Here is a 12,526-nt window from a genome sequence, read left to right as displayed (position 1 = left end):
TTTTCTTAATCAATTCAATAACCTCATCGAAATTATCAGGATTGACCGTAGAAAAATCCATAACAGAAGTTTTATAATCGTTCTCTAGCTTGACTTTTAAAGCTTCATCAATTTTCGTCTTATCAGATTTGTTGTGAATGATGAAAAATGGGGTTTTATAATAATCGAATTTGGTAATCAAATCTTCTTCGAAATTTCCAAAAACATTATCGGCAATCACCAAAATAGCCAAGTCGATGGTCGAGATTGAATGCAAGGTCTTTTCAATACGCTTAGTACCCAATTCACCTATGTCATCAATTCCAGCCGTATCGACCAAAATAACAGGTGCATAATCTAATATCTCAAAGGATTTCTTAACAGGATCAGTCGTTGTGCCAGCCGTTTCTGAAACAATAGCAATTTGCTGATCAGCTAAAGTATTAATGATGGAAGATTTGCCGCAGTTTCTACGTCCGTAAATTCCTATATGGGTTTTATGATCTTTCGTTTTCATACTTAATAATGGCTATAAATAAGTCATCTCTTAGTCTCTGTTTGCACCAGCATACAGCTTAATATCTTGTTGTGTAATTTCTTTGTCGCCCAAAATTATTAAACGCTCTATAATATTTCTAAACTCTCGAATATTTCCTGTATAATCCAGTTTTAATAATTCTGCAATAGCATCTTCGGCTATCGATTTTGGAGGTAAGCCCATCTCTGAACAAATTATATCGATAAAATGATGAGCTAATAAAGGAATATCTTCTAATCTTTCGTTTAGGGCAGGAACTTTAATTAAAATCACACTTAATCGATGATACAGGTCTTCTCGAAATTTACCTAAGACAATCTCTTCAGCAAGATTTTTATTCGTCGCTGCAATCACCCTTACATTTACCTTAATTTCCTTATCCCCACCTACTCGAGTAATCTTACTCTCTTGCAGAGCTCGTAAAACCTTAGCTTGAGCAGACAAACTCATATCACCAATTTCATCCAGAAATAGAGTGCCACCATCTGACAATTCAAATTTCCCTTTACGTTGTTTGTGAGCAGAAGTAAATGAACCTTTCTCATGCCCAAACAATTCGCTCTCTATTAATTCAGAAGGAATAGCCGCACAGTTAACCTCTACAAAAGGCTGTTTAACTCGATTACTTTTTTCATGAATACGATGAGCAACCAATTCTTTACCCGTCCCATTTGGGCCAGTAATCAAAATTCGAGCATCAGTTGGAGCCACTTTCTCTATCATATCATTCAACTCCTTGATGGCTTTAGATTCACCAATCATATCATATTTCTTGCTCACTTTTCTTTTCAGAACCTTAGTTTCCGTCAGAAGAACAGCTTTATCAAGCGCATTTTTTATTGTGATAAGAATTCTATTTAGATCAAGAGGTTTTTCAATAAAATCGAAAGCGCCTTTTTTAATTGCTTCAACCGCGGTATCAATATTCCCGTGTCCTGAGATCATGATTACGGGCACATCAAATGCAATTTCTTGCAACTTTTCCAAAACTTCAAGCCCATCCATTTCTGGCATTTTTATATCGCAAAGAATCACGTCAAATTCATTCGCTCCAACCATTTTAATGGCTTCCATTCCGTTCTCAGCAACACTCACTTGATAGTTTTCGTAAGAAAGAATATCTTTTAATGTATTACGAATGCTTCTTTCGTCGTCGATGATTAAAATTTTTGACATGCTATTGATATTAAAATAATGACTTAAATATTTTTACTTATCCGAAGATATTAAATTTTCTGATTGACTTAATGTCTTAAGATAGTCGAAAAGAGCACCTTCTTTCAATGCGTAAGCAGACTGGAATAAAATTGACAACTCACTTTCTTTCACTAGAAAGTTGATGAAAACACTCGCAATCACCATAAGGTGTACTCTTGCTGAATCCATTCCTTCCATTTGCGTTCTCTCTTCGAGAGTCGAATCTAAAAACCGTTGATGCAAACTGTTAAAATCCTCGAGTTTGATATTGTAATGGGTTTGATCACTTAAGGTCTCCGTTTTCTCTTCAGCTAAAATAACCTGACGCAAAGTAGAAAATGACCCCGAAGAACCTATCAGTTTATTTACGGTGTATTTATTCAAAGCTTCAATTAAATCGCTCAATTTATCTTTAAGAAACATTTCAATTTCCTTAATTTCATCCATTTTTATTGGATCTGAAGGCTGAAACTGTTCCAACAAACGAGTCATTCCTAGTGGGTAGGATTTCTTCCAAAAAATCTTTTCTGAATTAGCAATAATTATCTCGTTACTCCCTCCCCCAATATCAAGAATTGCAACAACCTCATCGTCTAATCCAACCGCTTCGCGGGTTCCATAATAGATTAATTCAGCCTCACGATTCCCAGATATAACCTGAATATCTATATCAAAATCTCGGCGAATTTGCTTCACAAAATCTATTCCATTATTCGCGGTTCTGATAGCAGATGTCGCAAAACCAAAGGTTTTCACAGTTTGGTAAGAATTGATAATTTCTTTCATCTCTACAAAAGCAAGATGAGCACGTTCCTGAGCCTCATCAGTAATATAGTTCTGGTTTATTCCACCTTCTCCAAGTTTTACAGGATATTTGGAACGATGCAGTATATTAATTTGCTTATCGGCTGAAATCTCAGCCACAAGTAAATTAAAAGTATTAGTACCCAAATCGATAATTGAGATACGCATAGGTTGATTGAGTTTCTGTTAGAAAAATAGTTTTTTGTAAGATATCGAAAGTAGTGAAAATTCGGGGCATTACAAGTTAAAAAGGCTTAAGAAAAATAGGTGTTCAAAATCTATATTCAGAAAAAAAAAAGTCAAAAGAAGCTTTAAATAATGCTCTCTTTGTAATCTCAATAATTTAGTCGAAAGCGTAAGAAAGTGAAAACACATTGGAATATTTAGAGATAGATTGATCTCCAATATCAGTAAGAGCATAATCTAGCCTAAAGTTTTTATAGTGGATACCTAAACCCAGGTTAGGTTGAAAAACTAAGGATTCCTTTTGTTTAAAATCAGTTTCTCTCTGGATATTACCAACGCCCATTCTAAGATAAATCAAATTTTGATATTGAAACTCTAATCCCATGTGAGGATCGATACTTATGGGGTCTCCTTCAATTAGAGTATGACGTTTACCATCGAATGTAAAATCCGCATCCAATTCGGCTAAAACTGAAATCTTATCAGTTAATCTGACATCACGACTCACACCCAAAATCAATCTAGGCAGGGTAATCTCAGTGGAGTTCTCAGGAATTTCATTTCCAGTTGTATTAAAGACGTCCTCAAGGTCATCAGTTTTAAAGACCCAAGCGTTAAAAGTTGAACTGGCATCACGTAATAAAGCTCCCATTTGCCACTTCCCTCTTTTGTATTTCACGGCTGCATCAATTCCAAAACCATAGGCTGAAGCAAATTCCCCGGTATGACGATAAATTATCTTTACATTTCCACCTAGAGATAAGCCTTCTATTTTGGTTTTCTTAGCATAGGAAAATAGGAAAGCATAATCAGCAGCTGAGAAAGTTGTGACTAAATCGTATCTAATATTTCCATCCTTATCAATTAACTCAAGCGTATTGGGAATATCATCAACCCCATATCGAATCACACTTAGAGCCAATGCACTTTTCTCATCCAATTTTATACCAAATCCCACATAATCGTAGGCTGCCATTCCAGCAAAATATTCGGCGTGCATGGCTGAGATTTCATATTTCTTGTTTAAATCAACCAAACTTGCAGGATTCCAGTAGGCTGCCTCGACACCTTTTTGTGAAGCAACAGCGACATTTCCCATAGCAAAGGCTCTTGCTCCCACACCTACAGATAAAAACTCATTGCTGTATTTTGGTGCTGAAGTTTGAGCGAAAAGGTTCAAACCAGAAAAAAGAAAGAATATAAGGATTAGGTATTTTTGCATCTTTTAGATTTTGGACGAAGCGTAAAAATACAATGCTTTTTTTATTCAACGACATTCTCTATGAAACTTTTCAGTGCATTCCGATTTTTAGATTAATTTTGCATGACTCACATGACTGAGCCCTATTTATTGATCAAAATAATTCGATACGATGTCAATCACAAAACATATCCCAAATGCCATAACTTGTTTAAATATTCTATCAGGTTGTGTTGCCAGCTTATTGGCTATTGAAGGTTACCTATTTCCAGCTGCTCTTCTAATCATTCTGGCAGCAGTATTCGATTTTATGGATGGACTCTTCGCTCGATTGTTAGGTGCCTATTCTGAAATGGGTAAAGAATTGGATTCATTAGCGGATATGCTAAGTTTTGGTTTTGCACCAGCAACCATAGCTTTCTCCTACTTACGCTTTGCCGTTTTAGGTGATACTGCTGCGGCTTTCACACCAGAAACCTTAAGTTATTCGCAAATAGCCATTCTGTTGTCTGCCTTTATCATCTCTATTTTCTCTGGGCTTCGATTAGCCAAGTTTAATGTAGATACTCGTCAGACTTCTTCATTCATTGGTGTGCCAACTCCAGCAAATGCCATGTTTTGGGCATCTTTACCAATCATTCTTCACTTTGGAGACTATCCTATGATTGAAGGATTACTTTCTAACCAATGGCTTATTCTAGCAGCGATACTTATCACATCATTACTATTAGTATCTGAAATACCAATGTTTTCCCTAAAGGTTAAAAGTCTTAAATGGCAAGAAAATCAAATCAGATATTTATTTCTACTCACCTTAGTGGTTTTAGCGATCCTTCTAAAATGGTTAGTTATTCCGCTAATTCTATTTGTTTATATCATCTTCTCACTAATCGATAATCTGAGAAAATAAACAGACATAATTTACAATATTAAAAAGCCTTCATTTTAACTAATGAAGGCTTTTTTGTTTCATTTTTTTCTCACCCCCTCTCTTATCTGAAAAACATTTCGAATTAATTATGGAATATATCTTCGACCTCTTATAATAAATAAAATCGCAGCTAATTCCACATCTTAGGGTAAGACAAGAGAAAATAATTTATTAAAAAAACAGTATTGATATTCTATATTTAAAAAAAAATGAAAGTTGAACTGCGATTAATTAAGTAAAATTTTTAACTTGTAAGACGAGCACAATTAGTTAAGGGTTAAATCATTCTGTATTTTATAAATAAAATCTGGTTTCTTATTTAGAATATAGACATTATATTTATATAAAGCATTTGTAAATCATTCTACCATGAGTAAACTTTGCCTATTCTTTTCTATTGTCTTTTTTCTACTGACAACTCCCCCTTCGTTCTGCGAAAATAAAAATACCCTCGAACACGAAAAATCTAAACACAATTTCCTGGAATCATCAAAGCAAGGTGAACGTATATTTAAAGGCTTAGTACTTAAAAAAACTAAATTAAAAGCTTGTATTAGCTGTCATAATATCAATTTTTCAGATACGCTTAACTGGAACCCTTCAGCATGGGATATTGCTCATAATTTTTCGAATAAAGAATTATCTGACTTTAACTCTATTCTAAATACTCCTATTGCCAAAAGAATGTCGGAGGTACATATAGATTATAACTATAGTGAAGAAAAACTCTCTCATATAAAAAACTACTTACTAAGATTAAAAGATGATGGTGAAGAATATAAAAAGCCGATAGTCGACAACCTCATCCTATTCCTTTTTTTAGGCCTATTAATAACACTCGCTTTAGTAGACTTATTCTTCACTAAGAAGATAAAATACAAATTCATCCCAATTCTAATTTTCTTTTTGGCGTTAGGCTATCAATTTAAGATGTTAGGTGAAGATGCAATGGCCCTTGGTCGCAACGAAGGATACGCTCCTGATCAACCTATAAAATTCTCACACAAAGTACATGCTACTGATAACAAAATTGATTGTAGATATTGCCATACAGGTGTCGATAATAGTAAATCTGCTGTTATCCCATCAGCTAATGTTTGTCTGAACTGCCATTCAATAGTTAGAGAAGGGAGAAATTCCGGCAAGTTTGAAATCAATAAAATTCATGCTGCGGTTGAAAATAATAAGCCAATAGAATGGATCCGTATTCACAAGCTTCCTGATCATGTCTTTTTTAGCCATGCACAACATGTGAATGTTGGAAAACGCGAATGTCAGGAATGCCATGGAGAAGTTGAACAGATGCATATCGTGAAACAAGTTGAGGATTTATCTATGGGTTGGTGTTTAGATTGTCATGACAAAACTGCTGTTGATTTCAACACCAACAACTATTACTCTAATACATTCAAAGAACTCCATCTTAAACTTGCAAAAGAACAAATTGATAGTGTCCGGGTTAAAGATATTGGCGGTCGAGAATGTGCCCGCTGTCATTACTAGGCTAGATTATACTCATTAACCTAAGGAGCTAACTGAAAAATACCCAATATGAAAAAATACTGGAAAAGCCATCAAGAAAAAAACGAGAGTTCTGAGACTAAAAAAGAAAAACTCATCCCCAAAGCTAATTTGGAGCAGGTTCTCGATATTTTTGAAGATGGAACGGCTGAAGCAAAAAGTAATCGTCGAGATTTCCTTAAGCTTTGTGGTTACAGTTTAGCTATTACAACCGTATTATCAAGCTGTGAAAATGCCGTTCAAAAAGTGATTCCGTATTTAAATAAACCTGAAGAAATAACCCCTGGCATAGCCAATTATTATGCTTCTACTTATATTAATGGCAGTGATTATGCCAGTATACTTATCAAAACTAGAGAAGGGCGACCAATTAAGATTGAAGGGAATAACATATCTCCAATAAGTAATGGAGCTTGTTCCGCTCAAGTTCAAGCCTCTGTATTGAGTTTATACGACAACAGTCGATATAGAAATCCTCAAATAGAAGAAGAGACGGTTTCATGGGACAAATTTGATGATTCAGTCTTAAAAGCATTAGATTCTCAAAAGGAAAATAAAATAGCTTTGCTAACACCGACCATTTATAGTCCCTCTACGCGCAAAGCTATTCAGCATTTTACTGATGCTTACCCAAATATTAAATGGATCCAGTATGATACGCAATCGGCTAGTGCAATCCTTCAAGCTAAAAAACTTTGTTTTGGCAAGGATGGATTGCCTGATTATCGATTCAATAAAGCTAATTTGATTGTTAGTTTCGATGCCGATTTTTTAGGAACGTGGCTCAATCCTAGTGAGTATATCAAAACATATTCGGATACTCGTAAACTTTCAGGTTCTTTAAATAAAATATCTCGTCATATTCAATTCGAATCGAGAATGAGTTTGACTGGTAGCAATGCTGATGAAAGACACGCTATAAAACCCTCTGAACTAGGTCTTCAAATTGCTCAACTATATAATGAAATCCTGATCTTAAAAGGCCAGCAAAAACATGATGTTCCAGAGTCAACGAAAATAATTAAAGAACTGGCAAAAGATTTACTCAAACAAAAATCACATTCATTGGTTGTTTCAGGAAGTCAAGATTTGAATGCACAGATTCTGATTAATGCCATCAATTATGAATTAGAGAATTTGAATTCGACTCTTAGTTTTGAAAATCCTCTTTTAAATCATCAAGGCATTGATAAAGATATGGATCAACTAATAACCAATTTAGCCTCTGGACAAGTAAAAGGTCTAATTTGTTATCATACCAATCCCGTATTTAGTCATCCAGAAGGAGATAAAATAAAGGAAGCTATTGAATCTCTTCCATTCAGTTTATCAATTCATGAGGCTCCAAACGAAACCTCATCCTTAATGAAATTTATAGCTCCTGATAATCATTATCTGGAAAGTTGGAATGATGCAGAAATAAAAAAGAATTCATACAGTTTAATGCAACCTGCCATTCATCCACTATTTGATACCCGCCAATTTCAGGCTTCGCTTTTAAAATGGTCAGGTCAAGATGTCGATTACCATAAATTTATCATGACCCATTGGGAAGAAACACTTTACCCTACTCAATCACTATACACGAATTTTAAATCCTATTGGGAGTATACATTACAAGAAGGCATCTTTCAGACGAAGAATATATCAAATAACAAACTGAAGTTTGCTCAGCTTGATTTTAATAAAACGCTTGAGGCTATTACTCAAGAAAAGAAATCAAGTGGAATTGAACTTCAGGTCTACGAAAAGGTATCGATCGGCAATGGAAGCATGGCTAATAATCCATGGTTGCAAGAAATGCCTGATCCAATAAGTAAAATTTGCTGGGATAATTACCTCAATATATCTCCAAAACAAGCCAAAGAGATGGCCCTTGAGACAGGTAATATGGTACTGCTTAATAACAAGTTTGAACTGCCAGTTTACGTACTTCCAGGGCAGGCCTACAATTCAGTTTCAGTTTCAGGTGGCTATGGAAGATCTATTTGTGGTAAGGTTGGTAAAGACGTTGGTCGCAAAGTATCCCATTTTAACACAAGTAAATATGCTACAGTTAAGCTTGTGAAAATTGAAGGACATTTCGATTTTGCGATGACTCAAACTCACCATTCTATGGAAGGTAGAGCAATCGTTCGTGAAGCCAATTTGGATGAATATCAGAAAAATCCAAAAGCGGGAAACGATAATAAGTTGGAATATAAGAATGCAGGGATTTATAAAGAACCCGAATTCCCGAATCATCATTGGGGATTAGCAATTGATTTAAATTCCTGTATAGGTTGTGGAGCTTGTACAATTGCTTGTCAGGCTGAAAACAATGTCCCAATTGTAGGAAAGAAAGAAGTTATTCGAGCTCACGAAATGTCGTGGATCAGAATTGACCGCTATTTCTCTGGGGATGAAAACAAACCTAGCGTCGTTTTCCAACCTGTGATGTGTCAGCATTGCGATAATGCACCTTGTGAAAATGTTTGTCCTGTAGCAGCTACGAATCACAGCAGTGAGGGACTAAATCAAATGATTTACAACAGATGCATTGGAACACGTTACTGCGGAAACAACTGTCCCTATAAGGTCAGGCGATTCAATTGGTTTGATTATACACTAGCTGATTCTATTCCAAATAATCTTCACGATCCAGCAGGTATGACTTTAGATTTAAGTCGTATGGTGCTTAATCCTGATGTAACAATTAGGGCTAAAGGTGTTATTGAAAAATGCTCTATGTGTGTTCAACGAATTCAGGAGGGCAAACTTAATGCAAAGCTTGAAGGAAGAAAAGTAAAAGATGGTGATATCAAAACGGCTTGTCAACAAACCTGCCCTTCAGGAGCCATCCTTTTCGGTGACTTAAACGACAAGGAGAGTGACTTATTCAAAGTCGCTTCCAGTGATAGAAACTACCATTTATTGGAAGAAATTCACACTCTTCCTTCTGTTAGTTATCTTACGAAGATCAGAAATAAAAAGAGTTAAACCACTATAATACTGAGTTATGTATGTATCCCCGATTCGAGAACCTTTAATAAAGGGAAACAAAACTTATAGCCAAATTACTAAGGATATTGTCGCTCCTATTGAGGGCAAAGCTGGAAAAGCCTGGTATATGGGACTAACCTTAAGTCTATCAGCCATGTTTTTTGGTCTTGCCATGATGGGCTATACTCTATGGGAAGGCATCGGAACTTGGGGACTCAACCGAACCATTGGTTGGGGATGGGGTATTACAAATTTTGTATGGTGGGTAGGTATTGGTCATGCTGGAACCTTTATTTCGGCAATTCTTTTACTCTTCCGTCAAAAATGGAGAACGAGTATAAACCGTTCGGCTGAAGCTATGACCATCTTTGCTGTATTGTGTGCAGGTCTCTTTCCATTAATCCATATGGGACGACCACTCTTAGCATTTTTTGTTTTTCCTTATCCAAACACTCGTGGTCTTTGGGTAAACTTTAACTCACCTCTCTTATGGGATGTTTTTGCTATTTCAACCTACCTTCTAGTGTCATTACTTTTTTGGTATATGGGTTTAATCCCTGATATAGGAACCATGAGAGATAGAGTGACATCTAAAGCTAAGAAATACATTTATGGACTACTTAGTTTCGGCTGGACTGGATCTGTAAAACATTGGCAGCGCCACGAAAAACTCAGTTTAATACTGGCTGGTTTAGCGGCACCACTTGTGCTTTCAGTGCATAGTATTGTAAGTGCCGACTTTGCAACTTCAATAATCCCAGGTTGGCATACAACCATCTTTCCACCTTATTTTGTCGCAGGAGCTATTTTCTCAGGCTTTGCCATGGTACTGACCCTCTTGATTGTTACACGTAAGGTTCTCAATTTGGAAAACTACATCACAGTGGCCCATATTGAGTCAATGAATAAAATTATAATTGCCACAGGGTCAATAGTGGGAATTGCATATATGACCGAACTCTTTATCTCATGGTACTCTGGTGTAGAATATGAGCAATACGCTTTTCTTAATCGAGCAACAGGACCTTATTGGTGGGCTTATGCTGTCATGATGACTTGCAATGTCATATCACCACAATTACTTTGGTTCAGAAAATTGAGAAGAAGTCTTGTCTTTACCTTTATACTCTCAATATTCATCAATATTGGCATGTGGTTCGAGCGTTTTGTAATTATCGTAACATCATTACATCGCGACTACCTGCCATCGAGTTGGTCCATGTACACACCAACCATTGTTGAAGTTGGAATCTTCATAGGGACACTCGGCTTATTTTTCTCATGTTTTCTATTATTCATTCGGGTATTTCCAGTGATTGCAATTGCTGAGATTAAAACGGTTATTAAAAGCTCTGGAGAAAAAGGGCCTAAAAACAAAACGCTATGAGAAGATATATATCAGCCTATTTCACAGATGAAGAAGATCTTTTAAGAGCAAGTAAAATTCTGATGGAAAAGAAAATATTGATACTCGATGTTTTAACGCCTTTTCCGGTACATGGTTTAGATAAGGTTTTGGGCTTAAAAGAATCCAAACTACCTATTGTTGCTTTTATTGCAGGAGCCATAGGAACACTTTTTGCTTTCGGTTTTCAAACCTGGGCTTTTGTGGTTGACTACCCCCTATTTATTGGCGGTAAGCCTCATTTTTCTATTCCTGCTTTTATACCCATCACTTTTGAAGTTACTGTACTATTTGCAGCCTTTGCTATGGTGTTCGCTTTTCTATTCAGATCAAAACTAGGATTGGGTGCTAAGAATAAAATTCACGATGAAAGAATAACTGATGATCGTTTTGTAATCATTATTGAGGCAACTGAAGATGATGAACACTTTAATAATGTAAAGGCCATCTTAGAGCAAGAAGAAGCTCATGAGATTCAACTCAAAGAGCATAAATAGTTAATTCAAAATCATAAGCTGATGAACACGAATTATATCTTATCAAAAAAAACAAAACAGGTATTTTCATCCATTTCTGTTATTGGTATTCTACTGATTGCGCTTAGTTTTCTTTTTCAAAATCCCGATAGCAAACAAGTTTGGATGAATGTTTTACTTAACAACCTCTACTTCCTGTTTCTTTCTCTTTTTGGAGCCTTATTTATCGCTCTCCATAAAATTGCACATTCTGGATGGCATGTGAGCTTAAAACGAATACCTGAAGCTCTAAGTACCTTCCTTCCCTATTCAGCGGCACTTATGTTTTTGCTATTCTTTGGCATGCACGATTTGTATCACTGGTCACATCATGATCTTCATGATCCAATCATTGAAGGAAAATCAGCCTATCTTAATTTACCCTTTTTCTTTACTAGAATGGCTGTCTATTTTGCAGGTTGGATAGGTCTAAGTTGTTTACTTCGCAAAAATTCAATATCTCAGGATTTATCAGATGACTATAAATTCCACAAGCAAGGAAAGACTTTAGCTGCCTTATTTATGGCATTCTTTGCTATTAGCAGTTCTACAATGACCTGGGATTGGATCATGTCAGTTGATCCACATTGGTATAGTACCCTTTTTGGTTGGTATGTATTCATCGGTTTATTTGTTTCAGGAATAGCAGCTTTTATTTTAATTATTGCCTTGCTTAAATCTCAGGGATACATCGATTTTGTCAATAAGGAACACATACACGACTTAGGTAAATACCTCTTTGGATTCAGTATTTTTTGGATGTACCTCTGGTTTTTCCAATACATGCTAATTTGGTACAGTCATATTCCTGAAGAGACAGTTTATTTTGCTCAAAGGATAAATGGTTTCCCCATCTTATTTTTCGCCATTCTTGTTCTAAATTTTGTGTTTCCATTCTTGGCTTTGATGACCAGGAATTCAAAACGAAATATCAAATGGTTAGCCATGGTTGCTAGTGTTGTTCTAATCGGACAATGGCTTAACATCTACCTCATGTTAAGCCCAGGTATATTGGGTGAGACGGCACAGATTGGTCTAATTGAAATTGGTTTTACTTGCCTGTATCTGGGAGGCTTCCTATTTGTAATATTCAATGCTCTTACGAAAAAACCTTTATTATGCAAAAATGATCCTTTCCTTAAAGAAAGCTTCCATTACGAAACCTAAACGTCTTATAAAAAGTACATATTATGCTTAAACCTGCTTCATATATAAGTCTATTCTTTTGGGCGATAATCTTTCTCTCAGCTTGCGATAGAGATAGAAA

Annotated in this window: 10 protein-coding genes; 6 read left to right on the top strand and 4 right to left on the bottom strand. The window is 35.8% G+C overall.

Annotated features, from left to right (window positions below):
• From ABY905_RS08245 to ABY905_RS08230, 4 genes are all read right to left on the bottom strand, one after another.
• The coding region (locus ABY905_RS08245) for a GTP-binding protein (protein ID WP_372642430.1) at positions 1-496 on the bottom strand (496 nt) is incomplete at its 3' end.
• A 30-nt stretch (positions 497-526) separates the two neighbouring features.
• Positions 527-1,693 carry a sigma-54-dependent transcriptional regulator gene (locus ABY905_RS08240; RefSeq protein ID WP_372642428.1) on the bottom strand — a complete coding sequence of 389 codons (1,167 nt, stop codon included), beginning with the start codon at positions 1,691-1,693 and terminating at the stop codon, positions 527-529.
• A 33-nt stretch (positions 1,694-1,726) separates the two neighbouring features.
• Positions 1,727-2,686, bottom strand: coding sequence for a phosphatase (locus ABY905_RS08235; RefSeq protein ID WP_372642426.1), 960 nt, complete (start codon positions 2,684-2,686; stop codon positions 1,727-1,729).
• A gap of 175 nt (positions 2,687-2,861) precedes the next feature.
• A complete protein-coding gene (locus tag ABY905_RS08230; protein ID WP_372642424.1) occupies positions 2,862-3,926 on the bottom strand; it encodes a PorV/PorQ family protein in 1,065 nt (354 codons plus the stop codon).
• Positions 3,927-4,077: 151 nt separating this feature from the next.
• Here ABY905_RS08230 and pssA point away from each other — a divergent pair, with 151 nt between their 5' ends.
• The 6 genes from pssA (at position 4,078) to ABY905_RS08200 (ending at position 12,426) form a co-directional block, all read left to right on the top strand.
• Positions 4,078-4,815, top strand: coding sequence for a CDP-diacylglycerol--serine O-phosphatidyltransferase (gene pssA / locus ABY905_RS08225; RefSeq protein ID WP_372642422.1), 738 nt, complete (start codon positions 4,078-4,080; stop codon positions 4,813-4,815).
• A 390-nt stretch (positions 4,816-5,205) separates the two neighbouring features.
• A complete protein-coding gene (locus ABY905_RS08220) occupies positions 5,206-6,339 on the top strand; it encodes a cytochrome c3 family protein (protein ID WP_372642420.1) in 1,134 nt (377 codons plus the stop codon).
• 48 nt (positions 6,340-6,387) lie between these two features.
• Positions 6,388-9,336, top strand: a complete 2,949-nt coding sequence (locus ABY905_RS08215; protein ID WP_372642418.1) for a Fe-S cluster-containing hydrogenase — start codon at positions 6,388-6,390, stop codon at positions 9,334-9,336.
• Between the two features lie 19 nt (positions 9,337-9,355).
• The gene (nrfD, locus tag ABY905_RS08210; protein WP_372642416.1) at positions 9,356-10,726 is read left to right on the top strand and encodes an NrfD/PsrC family molybdoenzyme membrane anchor subunit; all 1,371 of its coding nucleotides are present in this window, start codon (positions 9,356-9,358) and stop codon (positions 10,724-10,726) included.
• Entirely contained in the window at positions 10,723-11,241 is a 519-nt protein-coding gene (locus tag ABY905_RS08205) for a DUF3341 domain-containing protein (RefSeq protein ID WP_372642414.1), read from the top strand. The genes nrfD and ABY905_RS08205 overlap by 4 nt, the downstream gene beginning before the upstream one ends.
• Before the next feature lie 21 nt (positions 11,242-11,262).
• Positions 11,263-12,426, top strand: a complete 1,164-nt coding sequence (locus ABY905_RS08200) for a hypothetical protein (protein WP_372642413.1) — start codon at positions 11,263-11,265, stop codon at positions 12,424-12,426.
• Positions 12,427-12,526 lie beyond the last annotated feature (100 nt).

Source organism: Ancylomarina sp. (genome assembly GCF_041555295.1).
Classification (GTDB): Bacteria; Bacteroidota; Bacteroidia; order Bacteroidales; family Marinifilaceae; genus Ancylomarina.
The sequence above is the reverse complement of the archived record's forward strand: the minus strand, read 5'-3'. Positions and strand labels throughout refer to the sequence as shown.

What these genes read in the sequence shown, in the direction of transcription:
- ABY905_RS08200 (WP_372642413.1), top strand. Translation starts at nt 11,263, where the DNA reads ATGAACACGAATTATATCTTATCAAAAAAAACAAAACAGGTATTTTCA.
- ABY905_RS08215 (WP_372642418.1), top strand. Translation starts at nt 6,388, where the DNA reads ATGAAAAAATACTGGAAAAGCCATCAAGAAAAAAACGAGAGTTCTGAG.
- ABY905_RS08220 (WP_372642420.1), top strand. Translation starts at nt 5,206, where the DNA reads ATGAGTAAACTTTGCCTATTCTTTTCTATTGTCTTTTTTCTACTGACA.
- ABY905_RS08240 (WP_372642428.1), bottom strand. Translation starts at nt 1,693, where the DNA reads ATGTCAAAAATTTTAATCATCGACGACGAAAGAAGCATTCGTAATACA.
- ABY905_RS08205 (WP_372642414.1), top strand. Translation starts at nt 10,723, where the DNA reads ATGAGAAGATATATATCAGCCTATTTCACAGATGAAGAAGATCTTTTA.
- ABY905_RS08235 (WP_372642426.1), bottom strand. Translation starts at nt 2,686, where the DNA reads ATGCGTATCTCAATTATCGATTTGGGTACTAATACTTTTAATTTACTT.
- pssA (WP_372642422.1), top strand. Translation starts at nt 4,078, where the DNA reads ATGTCAATCACAAAACATATCCCAAATGCCATAACTTGTTTAAATATT.
- ABY905_RS08230 (WP_372642424.1), bottom strand. Translation starts at nt 3,926, where the DNA reads ATGCAAAAATACCTAATCCTTATATTCTTTCTTTTTTCTGGTTTGAAC.
- nrfD (WP_372642416.1), top strand. Translation starts at nt 9,356, where the DNA reads ATGTATGTATCCCCGATTCGAGAACCTTTAATAAAGGGAAACAAAACT.